Raw genomic sequence first — 17,290 nt, 5'->3', positions numbered from 1 at the left:
CGCGGAAAGCGACGCCCCCATCCCTGATATCGTTGGCGCGATAGGCCTGACGCCCGGCGGCTCAATAGCCGCGCGTGTCGGTCCAATCCTCGACCTCGCCGGGCTTGTAGGTCTTGCCGGGGATCTTGCCCGAAGCGGTCCGCAGGTCGAAGCCGATCTGGTCGGCCCCGCCCTCAATCCCCACGCCAAAGGAGGAGATCGCCCAGCTAGTCATCACATAATGGCCGATGGAAAAAACCAGATCCATCTTCTGCCGCATGTCGAAATACTGACCTAGTATCGCCCAGGTCGCATCGCTGATGACGCCATCATTTTTCAGTTCATCGACCGAGCGCAGCACCGCCTCGTCCTGCTCGTTCCAGTCGTCGCCCGCCGGAAAATCGCGGATCGCGCCAATCTCTTCCAGCGTCAGGCCAGCGTTCAGGCCGTAGCCGACATGATTGTGCCACTCATAGGCGGACTTCACCAACCAGGCGACGCGCAGGATCAATATCTCCAGATGGCGCGTGGACAGGGTGTTCGACATCAACAGATGCTTGCCCCAGATATTATAGACCTTGCCCAGATCCGGGTGATTACCCATGGTCATCAGGATATTGGTCTTGGACCCCTCTTCCCACGCATTGGGTTCGCCCCAATAGGCGAAAACCTCGCGGGCATCGTCCGTCCATTCCGCACGCGGCAGCGGCGGGATGCGGGGTGTGATCTCTGTCATGGTCTGGAAACTCCCTAGAGCGATTTCCAAGCGATCGCTGGTTAAGAAATCGCGGAAAACAAAGAAATAGAGTGGTCAGGATGCAAGGCGCAGAGCTGCGGCCTCGCTCTCACAATTTTGAGGCGCCGCCTTGGCCCGCTTCAATTCGGCGCGGGCGGCTTTCATATCCTTTTGAAAGGCAGGCTCGGCATTCAACCGCGCAAAGATCATCGTCGCGGCGATGCGGCCTTCTTCCACATCGCTCAGCCAATGCACGTTGCAGACACGGCGGCTGTCGCCAAAGGCGCGCCCACGCGCAACGATCTGCGATGCATATTCGGGCCGCAGTTCGGCAAGAACCAAGCCCCAGCCATAACCGATCGCGCTATGGCCCGACGGATAGGAACCATCCTTCCTCAGCATCGGCTCCCAGTCGGGCGTGCAGGTCGGTCGGCCGTTCACCATGAAGGGACGGGGACGATTATAGGCGCGCTTGATGACCGAGGTGGACATGCCGAAATCGGCCATCACCTTGTGCAGCAAGCGATCGAGCCGTGGTGTCGTGTGCGGCCCGATGTCGGTGCCCAGCGCGCAGGACATGGTCGCGGTGGCGCGAGGACCGAACAAATCCGCGTCCTGCGTTGCCAGCGCCCAGCGCGGGCCATCCTTGAGCGCGAGGCCTGCGCGCGAAGCTTCATCGTCCCGCGCCTGTGCCACAGATCCGGCGACTGGCGGCGCCGGGGACAGAACGATGCTTTCGGGCGGGGCTGCATTCTTCAAATAACCTTGGCCCAGCCGGGAGGCGGGCATTTTGGTTCCCGGCTGATCGGTCGCGAAGCCGGGCGCGCTGATGCCAAGCAGGCAGGCTGCGATCAGATATTTCATGCCTTTCCCCTTACAACCCCTCGACCAGCAGCGCGCGATAAGGCGCGCCCTTCTTGCGGAATTCTGCCGACGCCTGATATTCCGGGCTGCTGTACCAGGCCCGGGCCTTCTCTGCGGTCGGGAACTCCAGGAGGACGACGCCTTCCGGTGCTTCCCCTTCCAATGTTTCCAGCGCACCGTAGACGGCAAGCGGCTTGATGCCATAATCCTGCATGAAGCCACCAGCATTGCTGCGGTTCATGCCACTATAGGCATCCAGCGCCGCCTGATCGACCACCGGCCCTTCGCGCGTGAAGATCATATAGGCTGCCATCGCTCCGTCTCCTTATCGTCAATGCACCGCATGATTGACCGCAGCGCCGCCCCAGCCGCCAGCGGAGGCAAAATCCTTCCGGCATGTCGTGCTCGCGATCCAGGCGAGGAACGTGCTGGGAACGCCAACCAGCAGCGCCCAGCGCATGGCCATCCCCAGCGAGTCTTCGCCATAGGTTGGCCGCAACAGGTCACTCAACCAGCCGACCAGCACCGGACCGCCGCCCAGACCCACGACCTGGATCGTCACCATCAGCACCGCGATCGCGGTCGCGCGCGAGCGGGACGGCACCAGCCCCGCAACCACCGCCATCAGCGGCGCGGCGGACAGGCCGCCAAGCAGCATGTTAAGGCCATAGAGCGGAAAGACGCGCTCGCCAGGCCCGGTCAGGATCATCCAGCCGATACCGGCGGCGCAGGCCCCGCTGATCATCAGCATCCAGATATACCAGCGCATATCGCGGCGGCCGAGAAAGTCGGCAATCGGGCCGCCCAGCGTATGGCCGATCGCCGATCCGAAGAAGAGCGCCCCGCCCATCTGGAGACCCGCCTCATTCGCTGGCATCCCATGACTACGCTCCATGAAGGCGGGCGCCCAGCTGATGAAGCCCATGGTCAGCAACGCATTGAGCGAGGCGGCCAGGATCAGCGGCGGCAGGGTCTTGATCGCCAACAATTCGCGCGCGGTCTGGACGAAGGACACCGGCGCGGACTGCTCTGCCGTCGCGCCGTCGGCGAGGCCCGAGCGAGTGTCGCGCAGGGTGAACCAGACGATGGGGGCGAGGATGAAGCCGGGGATGGATGCGAAGATCAAGGTGTTGCGCCAGCCATATTCATGTACCGCCCAGCCGCCGATTGCCGGGCCGAGAAAAGTGCCGAGCGAGGCGCCAAGCAGAAAGATCGACAGCGCGGTCGCGCGCTGCCGGACCGGGAACAGGTCGGCGATCCATGCCTGCGAGGGCGCGGTATAGCCGCCTTCGCCAAGGCCGATGCCTGCGCGGCCGATCAGCAGCACCCAGAAGCTTTTCGCCGCACCGCAGACGATGACCGCGGCGCTCCACACAGTCGCGGCGATCGCCACGATCTTGCGTTTCGACCAGCCATCGGCCAGCCGCGCCAACGGAATGATCGCGAGGATATAGACGATGGCGATGATCATGTCCTTGACCATGCCGATCGCCGCATCGCTCAGATGCAGTTCGTGGCGGATCGGTTCGACCATCACCACCATCAGGTAACGCTCGCCCTGGACCGAGGCAGAGACCAGCACCATGATGAACAGGAAATAAGCGCGATAGGCCATGCTTGGTAACCTGTCCGCTGCCGCAACAGGCGGGGCTGTAACAGGCTGGCCCGTATCTAAATGCGGATCGCTCTCTGCCATGCGCTCATCCTCACCATATATGTGCGCGTCGTTGCGCGCCGGTTGCGACCTCATGCCCCATCATCGGGACCCTATCGTTGGTGGGACGTATCAGTATCTGGCAGGCGTTCACACGGGCGGCGGCGAGACAACTAAAACGATCGCGCGCGCGATGCCGGACAAGCTGCTTATTGCTCTAATCGCGGGATCGCTTTAATGGCACCCAATACGTTTCATTATGGTGGTGCACAAAATCAGGCGGAGAGCAAAGCCGGTGATCGACCTCCTGCCTGACCTGCTGCGCCATCGCGATAGCGCCGGGGCGGTTTGCGTGGACCGACCGGACATGGCAGCCAATGTCGTCATGAGCATGATGGTCGGCGGGCGCGCAATCTGCTGTCGAGCCATGCCATGACGCGCGACGAGATAGAAGATTGGTCCAGCGCCGCCGTCGCGCTGTTCCAGGAAGGCATAAGGCCCCGCTAAAACTATAAAAAGGAGAAGAGGATGGCTTCGGCCTATTGGGGAGAATTCCGAACGCACTGGCGGCCCCTGATGGCCGCCACCATCGGCCTTGGCTTCGGTATCGGCCTTAGCGCCTATACGATGAGCGTGTTCGCGCCCGAATTGCTCGGCGCGTTCGGCTGGTCCAGATCGCAATTCGCGCTGCTGAGCAGCTTTGGCCTGCTGATGCTGGTCGTGCAGCCGATCACGGGTCGCCTGACCGACAGGTTCGGCGTGCGGACGGTTTCGGCGATCGGCGTGCTGGCGGGACCACTTGCCTATATCGGTTTTGCGATACAGTCGGGCGACATCCGCTTCTTCTTTGCCGTCGCGGTACTCCAGATCATCGTCGGTACGCTCACCACGTCGCCGGTCTATACGCGGATAGTCGCGGAGCGGTTCGAGCGGGCGCGGGGTCTGGCCTTTTCCATCGTGATGACCGGACCGCCACTGGTGGGCGCGGTGCTGGCGCCGCTGATCGGCAGCCTCATCGCGGCGCAGGGCTGGCGCACCACCTATCTGTTTCTGGGTGGCCTCACGCTGGTTTTCGGGCTGATCGCGGTCCTGCTGACCCCACCGCATATCGGCGAGCATCCCGATCGGCCGCAGCATGTACAGACGAAGGGTGACTATCGCCTGATCCTGAATAATCCCGCTTTCTGGGTGCTGATCGTGGGCATGATAATGGTGAACTTTCCGGCAGGACTGGTCTCCGCCCAGATGAAGCTGGTGCTGATGGATAGCGGCGCACCGTCTCAGACCGCGACCTGGCTGGTGTCCATCTACGCGATGGGAGTGATTGCCGGGCGCTTCGCCTGCGGCCTGTCCCTCGACCGGATGCAGCCGCACCATGTCGCCGCTCTGGCGCTGGGGATGCCCGCGATCGGCATGGCGCTGATGGCCTCGCCGCTGGACGCAACGGTCCTGCTGGGGCTGGCGGTCGCGCTGATGGGCATGGCGCAGGGGGCAGAGGGCGACATCGCCGCCTATCTCGTCTCACGCCGTTTCGGCCTGGGCGTCTTTAGTTTGGTCATGGGACTGGTGGGCGCGTCGATTGCCGGCGGGTCTGCACTGGGCGCGATGGTGCTCAGCCTGACGCTGAAAGCCTATGGCACCTATGCACCGTTCCTGTGGCTCAGTGCCGGGGTGACGCTGGCGGGCGCGGCGCTGTTCCTGACGCTCGGGCGCAGCCCCCCAAGGATGAAGGAAGTCATCGCATGAATCGGACCACAAGACAGAAGGTCGCTATCCTCACCGGGACCAGCGCGGGCATCGGCAAGGCGGCGGCACGCGCGCTGCTGGCGCAGGGCTGGCGCGTCATCGGCGTCGGTCGTGACCCGGCGCGCTGCGCGGCGGCGAAGGCCGAATTGCGGACGGTGCCGGGCGCGGATTTTACGATGATGCGTGCAGACCTGTCCCTTCTCTCCGAAACCGCCCGCGTGGCCGAGGAGATCGGTCGGATGACCCCGGTCATCGACGCGCTGCTCAACAATGCGGGCGGAGTCTATGCCGAACGCATTATGACGCCAGAGGGGCATGAGGCGACCTTTGCCTCCAACCACCTCGCGCCCTTCCTGCTGACGCAAAAGTTGATGCCGCAGTTGAAGGCCGCCGCCGCGCTGGCCGAGCCAGGGGCCGAATCGAGAAATGTGCGCGTCGTCGCCGTCTCCTCCACCGGCCATGAACAAAGCACGGGGATCAACTGGGACGACCTGACCTTTGCCGACGGCTTTGTCGGCGGGTCCGCTTATTGCCATGCGAAGCTTGCCAATATCCTGTTCGCGCGTGAACTGGCGCGCCGGGTGGCGGGGGACGGCATCCTCTCCCACGCCATGCATCCGGGCGTGGTCGACAGCAATTTCGCCAGCCACTGCGACGGGCCGATGCAGGCCTATATGGAATCGATCAAAGATCGTTCCATGACACCAGAAGCCGCCGCCGACACCCTCGTCTGGCTGGCTACAGCCAGGGAAGCGGGTCAGTCATCGGGCGGCTATTATCATCAACGGCAGACGCTCACCCCGTCCGCCGCCGCCCAGGACGATGAAGCAGCCCGCCGCCTCTGGGCAGTGAGCGAGGCACTGGTGGCGGACTATTGAGAATGTCGCATCGTGCGGAAAACGGCCCCGTTTTTCGCACGATGCTTTACCGGTCAGAGGCGCGCGATGATCTGCGGCAAATCCGCCGTCGTGCGGATACCCGGCGGGGCATCACAGACGGCCGCCACCGCGTTCACCGCCCGATGCCCTGTCAGGCCCGGCGTAAAGGCGGCATAATCTTCCGGCTTGACCGGGAAGGTGATATGCACGTCGAGCGGCGTGTCCCCCTCAACCCGAATCCGCCAGCCGGACTCGCGCAATTCCCAATCACTATCGACAATATTACTGGAGCAATACCAGTTGGCCCGGAAGCGCAGCACCGGCTTGCCCGCGCGCATTCCGCTGATGGTGATGCGCTGGGCGGCGACCTGCCCCGCCTCGATCGTTCCAGCGGCGATCTCCACGCGGTCACGCGCGGCGGACATTTCGCCCGCCCCCTCCCAACTGTCGATCGTAATGCCGGCCGCGTCAGCCAGTTGCGCCAGCGATCCGGCAAAATCCTGCTTCACATGGTCGATCTTGCGCTGGTCGAAAGCGCCCGGCGCGACGCCGTAGCCCATGATCCCGAACAGCAGATCGGGTGAATTGCGCGAGGACATATCCGCAAATTCCTCGATGGTCAGGCAATCGAGCCGCCGCGACAGCGACAAGAGCGCAATCGGCAGCGCCTCCGTCACGAAACCGGGGCTGGACCCGGTGCTGTAGATCGAACTGTTGCCGGTGCGGCAGGCTTGCTCCACCTGCGCTCTTATGTCCGGGTCCATCGAGGACGGATGATGAAAGTCACCGCGCGTCGTGACGATATTCTTGCCCGATGCCAGCAAGGCGCAAATCTCGCCAATGTCGGTCCCCTGCCGCATGTAGAGGACGCAATCGGCGGGCGTGGCGATCATCTGTTCGACCGAACTGGTCGCGCTGATGCCGCAAGGCTGGCCGCCGGACAAAGTTCCGGCGTCCTTGCCTACCTTGTCAGGCGAACTCACCCATAGTCCGGCGAGGTCGAGTATCGGGTGATCGATCACCGCCCGCAACGCCTTTGTGCCGATATTGCCGGTCGCCCACTGGATGACCTTATAGGATCGTTCGCCCGTCATTTCGCCTCTCCTGGCAGAACGGCATCATGGCCGTTTCTTGTTTAGAACTTTATGCCGGCCTGCACCCCCCAGCTGGTGGGCGCACTCCAGACATTGCCGATGCCGAAATTATTATACTGGACCTGCGTGCGGTACCGGTTGTTGGTGACATTATCGCCATAGAGTGCCAGCGAGAAACGGTCCTCAGCATCGGTCCACTGCGCGCGCAGGGCCAACACTTCATAGGCCTTTTCCTTGAACTGGGTGCCGGACGGACCAAAGAAGAAGCTTGTCTTATGAGAATCCCTGGCTCCTGAGGCAAAAGGGAGCCACTACCCGGCACCGCAGCTGCGGTGCCGGGTAGTGGCGGGGGCGGCGCCGTGCGGAGCTTGGTCTTGCAGGACCGCGGTCGAGTTTGGCGAGCCCCTGTCTTTTCTTACGACCTGAACGGATACGTGGGCTCCGGGCCCGAACGACAAGCAAAGGTGGATAGAAAAGATGGCAAAGGATACCATCGGAATCGATGTGTCGAAAGACCGTCTGGACGCTTTCTGGCACTCCCATGACGTAGCGCTCAGCCTGCCTAATACGGCTGAAGGTTTCGCTCAGCTATGCGCCTGGCTGGGCGAGAATGATGGGGTACTGTTCGTTTTCGAGGCGACCGGTGCCTATCATCGTGGGCTTGAGCGATATCTCAGTTTGGCGGGGCACCCCTTCATCAAGGTCAATCCGAAACAAGCGCGACGATTTGCACAGGCTATCGGCCGACTGGCCAAAACCGATAGCGTTGACGCCAAAATGCTGGCTCGCATGGGGATTGTTCTGGATTTGACCCCTCAAGGCATAGAAGGTGAAGATGTTCATGATCTCAGGGAGTTGCTGACAGCACGGCGTGCCTTGGTCAAAGATCAGATCACGGCAAAGACACGCCTTGCTACAGTAACCAACCCTTTGGTGAAAGACCAACTCTGCCGCCGGATCAATGACATCGACACCGACATCAAAGCCTTGGATGAAGTCGTTGCCCAGATCGCCAAACAGCGTGGAACCCTTGATGAGCGCATCAGGCGTCTGATGACCATTCCGGGGGTCGGCAGATTAACCGCGACCATCTTGGTGATCGACATGCCGGAACTTGGGCATCTCGACAGCAAAAAGATTGCCGCTCTGGCTGGACTTGCGCCCATGACGCAACAGTCAGGCAAGTGGCAGGGCAAAGAGCGGATTATTGGTGGCCGGGCGTCACTCCGGCGGGCAATCTACATGCCTGCGTTGGTCGCCATTCGCTTTAATCACGATCTCCGCGACAAATATCAGCAGCTCGTAAATGCAGGAAAGGCGAAAAAGGTCGCCATCACCGCCGTCATGCGTCGCATCATCGTTCTGGCAAACACGCTGCTGCGTGAAGGGCGTGATTGGCAGCCAAAACGACCTTGACCAAGACGGATACTCGACGTGTAATAGAGGTTGCCCGACAGCGCGATTTCACCACCGGCCAGATCGGTCGTGTAGCGCGCGCCGATATTGCCCGTGAATTCCGGCGTGCGCTGCATGTCCACATTCTTGAGCGCCGTTGGCACCACGGTGAAGGAAACGCCCTGCGCGGCGCAGGCGGGCAACGTACAGCGGGTATAGACCGGCGCCTCACCGAATTCCTTGTAGCGCCCATGCGTATAGGCCGCGCCCGCGTTGAACTGGAAATGATCCCCAAGCTGATAGGCGACCTGCCCTTCCAACCCGTAGATTTCAGAGGTCGCCGCATTGAGGATCGCGGCTGATGGCGGAACGCCGCGGAACAGCGACACCTGAAGATTCTTATAGTCATAATAATAAGCTGACAGGTCGAACGACAGGCGCCTGTCCTGGAACTTGTAGCCAAGCTCATAGGCGTTGATGTCTTCGGGCTTCACCCTGTTGCCGGTGTTGCCACCAACGTCGAGAATGCCGGACTTGTACCCTTTGGTGAAGGAGGCATAGACGCTGGACTCCTCGCTGGGCTTGAAGCGCAGCACGACGCGCGGCGTCACCTTGTCGCCCTTGAGTTCCGGCACATAGGTCCGCACGCCGGAGAAAGGCGCGACATAATAGGGATCGCCAACGACATCGTGGCTATAGCGCGCGCCTGCCGTCAGGAACAGTTGCGGGCTGATCTGGTAAGTGGCGTCAACAAAGGCCGCATAGGTTTTGCTGTTGGTGCCTGACCCGCCATAGAGGATGCTTGCCAGCGGATTGCCGGGCGTCGGCGTGCCGACCCGCGGCGACCATGTATCCTTGTTGCGGAAGTAGAAAAGGCCCGCTGTCCACTGCAGGCTGCCGCCCGGCTTCGACGTCAGCAGGAATTCCTGCGAAACAGTCTTTGAGACGACCGGGATGTGCAGCAGGAAGATGTTGGCCGCCGTATGGTCCATATCCTCGACGATCAGCGATTTTTCATCGCGATACTGGGTATAGGAAGCCAGGTCCGCAAAGCCCAGATCGGCCTTCAGCGTCGCCTGGATCACATCGCCATTGAACCGGAATAGCGACGGACCGGACGTCGCGACCTCGTTCGGCCTGGTCGCATAGAGACTGGCCGGCAGGTTCGTGCCCGCGCCGCCAATGTCATCGCCGACATAGATGTTGGTGTTCATCAGCGTCGGATCGTCATTGTCGCTGTGGGTATAACGTAGCAGCAGCGAGACGGAGTCGGAGATGTCCGCCTTTATCCCGGTCCGCAGCGCCCAGTTGCTGTAGGCGCCATCCTTTTTGCTGCCGGTCGTGATATTGCGGACGAAGCCGTCGCCGCGCCGGAACATGCCTTCAATGTCCATTGCCACATTCTCGACCACGCCAAAGGTCGAATAGCCCTGAAGTGCGATCGCGTTGAAGCGGCCATAGCTGACCTTCATTTCGCCCGTCGGGGTCGAACTGGGCTCGGCGGTGGTCAGCAGGATCGCGCCGCCGGTGGTGTTGCGACCGAACAAGGTGCCTTGCGGCCCCTTGAGCACCTGCACGCTCCGCAGGCTCATCAGCTGGAAATCGGCGGCCAGCGAATTGGGCGAATAGAAGCCATCGACATAGATGCCGACATTGGCACCGCCGCCCGAGGTGGTGACGGCGGTGCCGACGCCGCGGATGGTCGGCTGAACGAAGGTTGCGGCGCTGTCGAAGCGCAGCGCAGGCGTGACATTGGAGATGTCGGAAAGCTGGTTGGCGCCAGACGTCGCCAGTTGATCGCCGCTGATGCTGGTGATGCTGATCGGCACGTCGCGCGACAGCTCCGCCCGGCGCTGCGCGGTCACGATGATCGCATTGCCATCATCCTGATCCGCCGACTGAGCGACCTGAGCCATGGCGCACTGCGGCGCCAGGGAAAGAGCCACCGCCAAACCAATGCCCGATGTTCCGATTGTCCATTTGATGTCAGCCATAGTGCCCCCTGATGCCGCCGCCCTGTGCCGGGCGCTCAGCTGAAAAAGGGTGTCTTAAACTGATCGCAGCCGCAGCCGATTGCGATTTTCTTTGGCATTCATTCGAAATCGCGATCAATCGCTGTGGCGTTGCTTTTACGGCGCCATATAGCCGATCGGCACCTGTTGCGGATCGGGCGAATCCGCGCGCCAGCGCACCGATCCGAACGGCCGTTCCAGCCGGCGACGCACGCGCAATTCGCTGCCCTCGCGATTATAGGATCGGGCCTGTTCCTGTGCGTCCTTGTCTGCCCGGGTGAAACGGGTCCGCATATGCAGATAATCGCCCCATGTCGGGCACTGATAGCGCTCGGTCCACAGCGCCGGATCGGCGATGTCGCGCGACAGCGACCAGTTGAAACCGCCATTGCGCAGGCGAGTACGCTGCACTTTCAGCATCGCATCGTAGAAATCGCGCGCCCGTCCGGGGTCGACATCATAGTCGATCTCGATCACCACCGGTCCCGACCTTTGGGTAAGGGCGAGCGCGACCTCGGGTTCATTGGCCAGTTCGAACGGCGCGACATCGGCTTCGGTCGCTTCGGGCAGGGGCAGGATGAAGCCCAGCAGCGGCATCAGCCCCAGCGCGACGCCCGATGCGATCATCGCGACATCGACCGACCATTGGCCCGCCACCATGCCCCACATCCACGCACCGATCGCGATACCCCCCGTCAGCGCGGAGGAGAAAAGCGAGAGCGCACGCGCCGTCACCCAGCGCGGGGCCGACAACTGAACCGAAACGTTGAACAGCGCGATCGTCAGGATATTAGCGCCACCGGCGATGAACATCGCGAAACAGGTGAGTGGCACCGACCTGCTGATCCCCGTCAGCACCAACGCCAGCCCGCCGACGACCGCCATCACGCCCGTCGTCCACTGCGTCCCGAAACGCTCGCGGCAGGGGCTGACCATCAGCGCGCCGACAACCGCGCCGACCCCGCTGGCGCCCAGCAGCAGGCCATAGGTGCTGGCGTTCCCGCCCAGCAGGTCCTTCGCCACCAGTGGCGCAAGCGCCGTCGCCGTCGCGCCCGACAGCCCAAAGATGAAGGCGCGCAACAATACCGTGCGGATCGGCCCGGCATGAAAGGCATAGCGCGCGCCCGACACGATCGCGCGGTGCATCTGCTCAGGCGGCAGACGTGAGGGGACATGCCGCCGCTTCCACAGAAAGAAGGCCAGGAACAGCGGCAGATAACAGACCGCGTTGATCGCGAAAGCGGCCTGCGCGCCCAGCGCCAGCACGATGACACCACCGACCGCAGGGCCAAAGCTGCGCGCGACATTGTAGCTGATAGTGCCAAGCGCGACGGCAGCGGGCAATTGGACCGGACCCACCTGCTCGCTGATCGACGCCTGCCAGGCCGGTGAATAGAGCGCGACGCCCGCCCCGATCAGCGAACAGAAGGCAAGCAGCATCCAGGGCGACGTATAGCCCGCCCAGGCGAGCGTCGTCAGCAGCGCAGCGCACAGCATCGAAAAGGCGAGGCCCGTCATGGCGATGCGCCGCCGGTCGAACATGTCGGCCACCGCCCCTGCGGGCAGCGCGACCAGCATCAGTGGCAGCATCAGCGCTGACTGGACCAAAGCGACCATGCTGGGCGAGGTCGTCAGCCGGGTCATCTCCCACGCTGCGCCCACGCCCAAAATCAACTGACCGAAGTTGGAAAGGACACTGGCCGTCCAGATGCGCCGAAAGACCGGTTCGCGCAGCGGTTCAAAGGCCCCGCCCTGTTTCCCGCCCCCACCGGCCTGCGCTATCCCCATCCTGTCCACTCCTCCCATCACCCCCATTCCCGATGGCCAGATTCTGTAGCGTAAGCAAGGGCCATCAATCGCCCATGCGATTGGCTGGAGAGTGGCGCCCCCCGGATCATCCATGCGATACCCGCTGGCAAATATTTCATGCGATCAGGAGACGAGCATTGGCCGACGCCTACATCATCGACGCGGTCCGGACCCCCCGCAGCATCGGCAAGATGGGCAAGGGCGCCCTCTCGCACATGCATCCCCAGCATGTCGCCGCCACCGCGCTGCGGGCGATCAAGGATCGCAATGCCCTCGACACCGCCGATGTTGATGACATCATCTGGGGCACCAGCGCGCAGATGGGCCTTCAGGGAGGTGACATGGGCCGGATGGCGGCGCTGGACGCGGGCTATGATATCCGGGCCTCGGGCGTCACGCTCGATCGCTTTTGTGGCAGCGGCCTGACCGCCACCAACCTCGCCGCAGGACAGATCATGGCGGGCATGGAGGATCTGGTGGTCGCGGGCGGCGCCGAGATGATGTCTTACGTCAACTGGTATGGCCAGTCCCTGCGTGAGGCGGGGGTCAAATCAGCCGGCGGGCTTGGCACCGGCAATATGCGGCTTCAGGCAAAGCACCCGCAATCCAACCAGGGCGTTTCTGCCGACGCCATCGCGGCGATGGAGGGCATCACCCGCGCGCAACTGGACGCGTTCGGCGCGGAAAGCCAGCGTCGCGCCGCCATTGCACTGACCGAAGGGCGCTTTGCCCGGTCGACCGTGCCCGTGCTGGACGATAACGGCGGCCTGATCCTGGATCGGGAAGAATATCCCCGCCCCGGCACCACATTGGAGCAGTTGGCGGAACTGAAGCCTGCCTTCGGAATGTTCGCCGACATGCCCTCGCGCCCCGATGGTCCCACCTTCCGCCAGCTCATCAACCAAGTCTATCCCGATCTGCAAATCGAACCTTTGCATCATGCGGGCACCTCGTCGGGCGTGGTCGATGGCGCAGCCGCGATCCTGCTGGCGTCCGAAGCCTATGCACGCAAGGCGGGCCTCAAGCCCCGCGCCCGCATCGTCGCCACCGCCAATATCGGCGATTGCCCGACGCTGATGCTGAACGCCCCCGTCCCGGCCGCGCGCAAGGTGCTGGCGCGGGCTGGTCTCACCAAGGACGACATCGACGTGTGGGAGGTGAATGAGGCCTTTGCCGTGGTCACCGAAAAGTTCATCCGCGACATGGAGATCGACCGCACGAAGCTTAACCCCAATGGCGGCGCGATCGCGCTGGGCCATCCGATCGGCGCTACCGGCGCGATCCTGATCGGCACTGCGCTCGACGAACTGGAGCGGACCGGTGGCCGCCATGGCCTCATCACCATGTGCGCGGCGGGCGGGATGGCGCCTGCCATCATCATCGAACGTGTCTGACCCGTTCACCTGTCCGCAGGACGATGCCGCTTTCGTTTCACGGCGGCGTCGCTATGATGGCGGCGTGATGGGTAATGCGGGCAGCGATATTTCGGTCAAGGAACCCGTCGACCTGATGCGTAATGCATCCATGAAGCTGGCGATCATCGCCCGCCAGCTTCGATCGCATTTCGACCAGAGCGTGGTTCGGCTGGGCGTGACCCGGTCGCAATGGACGGTCATCGCAGCGGTTGCACGCTATCCGGGCGCGACGCAGCGGATGGTCGCCGATATGCTGGAAATCACAGAGGTTTCGGCCGGTCGCCTGATCGACCGCCTGTGCGCCGACGGACTGGTCGAACGACGCCCCCGCGATGATGACCGACGCGCCCACGCCGTCTTCCTGACGGATGCGGGTCAGAGCATCACCTCAAAGCTTTCCGCCATCGCGCGCGCGAATGAAGAGGTCGCCTTTGCCGGTTTTGAGATCGAAGACATGGCCCGGCTCAACGTCCTGCTGGACATGATTTCCGATAATATCAGCAAGCCCTAAGCAAACCGCCGACATCGAACGGCAAAAGGGGCCACCCGGAAGGCAGCCCCTTTTTATCCTCATCGGTGGCGGGGCGACCCGCCGTCCGTCTTAGTGAGCAGTGGTCAGATCGCGCTTGCTGAGGCTGGTGCTCAGCTTGCCGTCCGCAGCAACGAGCGACGAGGCAGGCACAACCACCATCTTGCCGTTGAGGATGATCTGGGCCGAGCCATCGGCGCCAGCCTTGTACACGGCAGCCAGACGTTCGCCCTTGGGACCAAAGAGCATCTTGCCCTTGAAATCATTGGCGTTTGCGGTGGCCGCCGTCAGCTGGACAGCGTCATTGGCGGCAGCAGCCTGCGGCGCAAGAGCGGCAGCAGCAAGCAGGATCGGGGCAAAAAAGTTCATCTTAGGCCTCTTGGACAATGAAGGGTTGATACGCGCACTCTCTAAAACACTAACGTAGCTTAGTTATTTCATCCCTTAATGTCAAGCTAGCTTAGTATTAGTTTTTGCAGGCGCGAACGGATTGCCCGCCACGAAACTGTGAGCAAACGGGCTGCGCGCGCCACTTCGACAGAGGCCTATTTTCTCTTTTAGAAATCGGAGCTTGCGTCAACGCGGTGGCATGCGGATCGCGCCATCGACACGAAACATCTGCCCGTTCAGATAGCTGTTGCGCACCAACTCCATCACCAGACTCGCAAATTCCTCGGGCTTTCCAAGACGTTTGGGGAAAGGCACCGATTCGTTAAGCGCGTCCCACATGGCCGGGTTCATCTCCTTGAAGCGCAGCATGGGCGGCGTCGCGAATATGCCGGGCATGACCGAATTTACCCGGATGCCCAGGTCCATCAGGTCGCGCGCCATTGGCAGCACCATGCCATTCACGCCCGCCTTGAGCGAGCCATAGGCCACCTGTCCCACCTGTCCATCCTGCGCTGCACAACTGGAGGTGAGCACGACCGTCCCCCGCTCGCCATCCTCCAGCGGGTTCAGACTTGCCATGCCCATCGCCGAGATGGAAGCCATGCGATAGCTGGCGACCAGCACGCCCAGTGCCGAGAAAGCATAGTCCTCGGTCGACATCCGCCTGAAGCCGCCCGTCTCCTTATTCTTCGACACCGTCTTGCCGCCCTTCGACACGACTGCGCAGTGGACCAGGATACGCTCCTGCCCGTTGGCGGCGCGCGCCTTCTCGAACCCGGCAAGGGCGCTCTCTTCCGACAATATGTCCACCTTGCAGAAGATCGCGCCGATTTCGGCGGCGATGGCCTCGCCGGCCTCTTCGTTCAAATCGAATATGGCGACCTTCACGCCCGCCTCGCGCAGCGTCCTGACGGTCGCCAACCCCAGTCCCGATGCGCCACCTGTAACCACGGCGGAGAGCGAAGAGTCGATTTTCACAGCATGTCTCCTGGAATATATGGTTTCGGCTATCGGTACAGACGCCGCCTATCTCAAGATGCGCATGTCCCTTTACCCCCGATATCGCCACGGCGTTAGGGCGCTCAGGAGCATCGTGCTAGCGATAGCCAAGGCCAGGAACGCGTTGGGGGCTTGCGGCGTTTTCCATAGCTTTTACGCTTTACCCCAACAGGTCGCGCCCATCATGCCGGCCCATCATGCCGAGCAATGCGGCGAGCTTAGGGGATTTCGATTTTATGACCCAGGTCATGCAAGGTGTGCGCGTACTGGAAGTGGCGCAGTTCACCTTCGTCCCCGCTGCGGGCGGCATTCTTGCCGACTGGGGCGCGGACGTCATCAAGATCGAGCATCCCGTGCGCGGCGACACGCAACGCGGTTTTCTCAACATGGGCGGCGTCACGCTGGACCCACTGCGCCACACGCTGTTCGAACATCCCAACCGGGGCAAGCGCAGCGTCGGCATCGACGTCTCCACACCCGAGGGACAGGAAGTCCTGTACGAACTGGCCAAGACCGCCGACGTGTTCCTGACCAACTATTTGCCCCAGGTCCGGCAGAAGAACAAATTCGATGTCGAGCATATTCGCGCGGCCAACCCGAACATCATCTATGCCCGCGGCAGCGCGCTGGGCAACAAGGGGCCAGAGCGCGAGGTCGGCGGGTTCGACGGCACCTGCTTCTGGTCGCGCAGCGGCATCGCCCACGCCATGACGCCCGAACCCCTGCCCGGTCCATTGACCCAGGGCATTCCCGCCTTTGGCGACTCGATCGGCGGCATGTTCATCGCCGGCGGCATAGCCGGGGCGCTGCTCCACCGCGAGAAAACGGGCGAAGGCGTCGAGATGGACGTGTCGTTGCTCAGCGCGGCCTGGTGGTCCTCGGGCGCCCTGATCTCTCAGGTCATGGAAACCGGCATCCTCACCCGCAACGGCATGCCCACGTCTGGCGGATCGTTGCGCAATCCGTTCATGGGCAATTTCCACACCTCGGACGGCGGCACCATCAACCTGTGCATGGTCAGCCCCACGGGCCTGATCCGCGACACGTTCGAACATATGGGCGTGCCCGAGGCCGGGGACGACCCGCGCTTCAAGGATGTCCACGCCCTGATCGAGAATGCGGGCGCGGCCAGCGACATATTGGTCAAGGCCTTCGCCCAGAAGCCCTTCGCCTATTGGCGCGAGCATCTGAAAAGCATGAAGGGCCAGTGGGCGCCGATCCAGAGCTTCCAGGATCTGCTGACCGACGAACAGGCGCTGGCCAATGATATGATCATCGAGGTTGAGGGCGCCGATGGCGGCGATCCGCTGCGGCTGGTGCGTGGGCCGGTCCAGTTTGACGGCAAGGCGGTGGAGACGAGCCGGTCGCCGCAAGCATCCGAACATACCGAGATCGTGCTGATGGAACTGGGCCTTGAGTGGGACCGGATCGAATCGTTAAAATCCAGTGGCGCGATCGCCTGACCGTCCAAAGGCCTGATGGCCAAAAGGAATTATGACATGAAGCCCGGTACGAAATTGAAGAGCGCGGTGTGCGACACCGAAGTGATGGTGATCCGCGCAGGTGAAGGCGGCATCGAATGCGGCGGCGCGCCGATGGGAGAGGCCAAGCCGGAGACGCCGGGAACGCCGAGCGAAGCCCATGCCAATGGTACGTTGATGGGCAAGCGCTACGTCGATGCGGCGGGTACGTTCGAACTGCTGTGCGTCAAGCCGGGCAAAGGCTCGCTGTCGGTCGATGGTGTCGCACTGAGCACCAAGGACGCCAAACCCCTGCCCGCCTCCGACTGA

The 17,290-nt window shown here is 62.5% G+C and carries 16 protein-coding genes and 1 pseudogene; 7 read left to right on the top strand and 10 right to left on the bottom strand.

The genetic code is table 11. The features are described from left to right. Positions 1-61: 61 nt before the first annotated feature. The 4 genes from WFR25_RS03775 to WFR25_RS03760 form a co-directional block, all read right to left on the bottom strand. Entirely contained in the window at positions 62-715 is a 654-nt protein-coding gene (locus tag WFR25_RS03775) for a carboxymuconolactone decarboxylase family protein (RefSeq protein ID WP_336968665.1), read from the bottom strand. A gap of 75 nt (positions 716-790) precedes the next feature. Next, on the bottom strand, positions 791-1,579 hold the full coding sequence (locus tag WFR25_RS03770; RefSeq protein ID WP_336968663.1) for an acid phosphatase: 789 nt from the start codon (positions 1,577-1,579) through the stop codon (positions 791-793). Between the two features lie 10 nt (positions 1,580-1,589). Then, the gene (locus WFR25_RS03765) at positions 1,590-1,892 is read right to left on the bottom strand and encodes a DUF1330 domain-containing protein (protein ID WP_336968662.1); all 303 of its coding nucleotides are present in this window, start codon (positions 1,890-1,892) and stop codon (positions 1,590-1,592) included. Positions 1,893-1,910: 18 nt separating this feature from the next. Then, on the bottom strand, positions 1,911-3,329 hold the full coding sequence (locus WFR25_RS03760; RefSeq protein ID WP_336968660.1) for an MFS transporter: 1,419 nt from the start codon (positions 3,327-3,329) through the stop codon (positions 1,911-1,913). A gap of 432 nt (positions 3,330-3,761) precedes the next feature. On the opposite strand from WFR25_RS03760, the gene WFR25_RS03755 reads away from it, so the two are divergent. Both WFR25_RS03755 and WFR25_RS03750 read left to right on the top strand, forming a co-directional pair. Beyond that, entirely contained in the window at positions 3,762-4,979 is a 1,218-nt protein-coding gene (locus tag WFR25_RS03755; protein ID WP_336968659.1) for an MFS transporter, read from the top strand. Further along, the gene (locus WFR25_RS03750; protein WP_336968657.1) at positions 4,976-5,857 is read left to right on the top strand and encodes an SDR family NAD(P)-dependent oxidoreductase; all 882 of its coding nucleotides are present in this window, start codon (positions 4,976-4,978) and stop codon (positions 5,855-5,857) included. Before WFR25_RS03755 ends, WFR25_RS03750 begins: the two co-directional genes overlap by 4 nt. A gap of 53 nt (positions 5,858-5,910) precedes the next feature. Here the strand turns inward: WFR25_RS03750 and WFR25_RS03745 are convergent, their stop codons facing one another. Continuing rightward, positions 5,911-6,951 carry an NAD(P)H-dependent amine dehydrogenase family protein gene (locus WFR25_RS03745; RefSeq protein ID WP_336968655.1) on the bottom strand — a complete coding sequence of 347 codons (1,041 nt, stop codon included), beginning with the start codon at positions 6,949-6,951 and terminating at the stop codon, positions 5,911-5,913. Positions 6,952-6,992: 41 nt separating this feature from the next. Next, a complete protein-coding gene (locus tag WFR25_RS03740) occupies positions 6,993-7,169 on the bottom strand; it encodes a hypothetical protein (RefSeq protein WP_336968653.1) in 177 nt (58 codons plus the stop codon). A gap of 259 nt (positions 7,170-7,428) precedes the next feature. Between WFR25_RS03740 and WFR25_RS03735 the strand changes: the two are divergent. Then, positions 7,429-8,283: pseudogene (locus tag WFR25_RS03735) on the top strand (IS110 family RNA-guided transposase); the annotation flags it as partial. Here WFR25_RS03735 and WFR25_RS03730 read toward each other — a convergent pair. After that, the gene (locus WFR25_RS03730) at positions 8,244-10,340 is read right to left on the bottom strand and encodes a TonB-dependent receptor (RefSeq protein WP_336968651.1); all 2,097 of its coding nucleotides are present in this window, start codon (positions 10,338-10,340) and stop codon (positions 8,244-8,246) included. The pseudogene WFR25_RS03735 and the gene WFR25_RS03730 overlap by 40 nt on opposite strands. A 135-nt stretch (positions 10,341-10,475) precedes the next feature. Further along, positions 10,476-12,146, bottom strand: a complete 1,671-nt coding sequence (locus WFR25_RS03725; RefSeq protein ID WP_336968649.1) for an MFS transporter — start codon at positions 12,144-12,146, stop codon at positions 10,476-10,478. A 158-nt stretch (positions 12,147-12,304) separates the two neighbouring features. Here WFR25_RS03725 and WFR25_RS03720 point away from each other — a divergent pair, with 158 nt between their 5' ends. Next, the gene (locus WFR25_RS03720) at positions 12,305-13,561 is read left to right on the top strand and encodes an acetyl-CoA C-acetyltransferase (RefSeq protein ID WP_336968648.1); all 1,257 of its coding nucleotides are present in this window, start codon (positions 12,305-12,307) and stop codon (positions 13,559-13,561) included. Beyond that, entirely contained in the window at positions 13,554-14,093 is a 540-nt protein-coding gene (locus WFR25_RS03715; protein ID WP_336968645.1) for a MarR family winged helix-turn-helix transcriptional regulator, read from the top strand. Before WFR25_RS03720 ends, WFR25_RS03715 begins: the two co-directional genes overlap by 8 nt. A gap of 90 nt (positions 14,094-14,183) precedes the next feature. Here WFR25_RS03715 and WFR25_RS03710 read toward each other — a convergent pair whose 3' ends face one another. Then, on the bottom strand, positions 14,184-14,480 hold the full coding sequence (locus tag WFR25_RS03710) for a hypothetical protein (protein WP_336968642.1): 297 nt from the start codon (positions 14,478-14,480) through the stop codon (positions 14,184-14,186). A gap of 207 nt (positions 14,481-14,687) precedes the next feature. After that, positions 14,688-15,479, bottom strand: coding sequence for an SDR family oxidoreductase (locus WFR25_RS03705; protein WP_336968640.1), 792 nt, complete (start codon positions 15,477-15,479; stop codon positions 14,688-14,690). 257 nt (positions 15,480-15,736) lie between these two features. On the opposite strand from WFR25_RS03705, the gene WFR25_RS03700 reads away from it, so the two are divergent. Beyond that, complete coding sequence (locus tag WFR25_RS03700) at positions 15,737-16,963, top strand: CaiB/BaiF CoA transferase family protein (RefSeq protein WP_336968638.1); 1,227 nt, start codon at positions 15,737-15,739, stop codon at positions 16,961-16,963. A 36-nt stretch (positions 16,964-16,999) separates the two neighbouring features. Next, a complete protein-coding gene (locus WFR25_RS03695; protein WP_336968637.1) occupies positions 17,000-17,290 on the top strand; it encodes a hypothetical protein in 291 nt (96 codons plus the stop codon).

The sequence above is a fragment of the Sphingobium aromaticiconvertens genome (genome assembly GCF_037154075.1).
Classification (GTDB): domain Bacteria; phylum Pseudomonadota; class Alphaproteobacteria; order Sphingomonadales; family Sphingomonadaceae; genus Sphingobium; species Sphingobium aromaticiconvertens.
Note: the sequence above shows the minus strand (reverse complement) of the source record. Positions and strands in the feature narration are given on the sequence as shown.

Bases quoted from the DNA above. Each gene is read 5' to 3' on its own strand.
- WFR25_RS03775 (WP_336968665.1), bottom strand. From the start codon at position 715: ATGACAGAGATCACACCCCGCATCCCGCCGCTGCCGCGTGCGGAATGG.
- WFR25_RS03770 (WP_336968663.1), bottom strand. From the start codon at position 1,579: ATGAAATATCTGATCGCAGCCTGCCTGCTTGGCATCAGCGCGCCCGGC.
- WFR25_RS03765 (WP_336968662.1), bottom strand. From the start codon at position 1,892: ATGGCAGCCTATATGATCTTCACGCGCGAAGGGCCGGTGGTCGATCAG.
- WFR25_RS03760 (WP_336968660.1), bottom strand. From the start codon at position 3,329: ATGAGGTCGCAACCGGCGCGCAACGACGCGCACATATATGGTGAGGAT.
- WFR25_RS03755 (WP_336968659.1), top strand. From the start codon at position 3,762: ATGGCTTCGGCCTATTGGGGAGAATTCCGAACGCACTGGCGGCCCCTG.
- WFR25_RS03750 (WP_336968657.1), top strand. From the start codon at position 4,976: ATGAATCGGACCACAAGACAGAAGGTCGCTATCCTCACCGGGACCAGC.
- WFR25_RS03745 (WP_336968655.1), bottom strand. From the start codon at position 6,951: ATGACGGGCGAACGATCCTATAAGGTCATCCAGTGGGCGACCGGCAAT.
- WFR25_RS03730 (WP_336968651.1), bottom strand. From the start codon at position 10,340: ATGGCTGACATCAAATGGACAATCGGAACATCGGGCATTGGTTTGGCG.
- WFR25_RS03725 (WP_336968649.1), bottom strand. From the start codon at position 12,146: ATGGGGATAGCGCAGGCCGGTGGGGGCGGGAAACAGGGCGGGGCCTTT.
- WFR25_RS03710 (WP_336968642.1), bottom strand. From the start codon at position 14,480: ATGAACTTTTTTGCCCCGATCCTGCTTGCTGCTGCCGCTCTTGCGCCG.
- WFR25_RS03700 (WP_336968638.1), top strand. From the start codon at position 15,737: ATGACCCAGGTCATGCAAGGTGTGCGCGTACTGGAAGTGGCGCAGTTC.
- WFR25_RS03695 (WP_336968637.1), top strand. From the start codon at position 17,000: ATGAAGCCCGGTACGAAATTGAAGAGCGCGGTGTGCGACACCGAAGTG.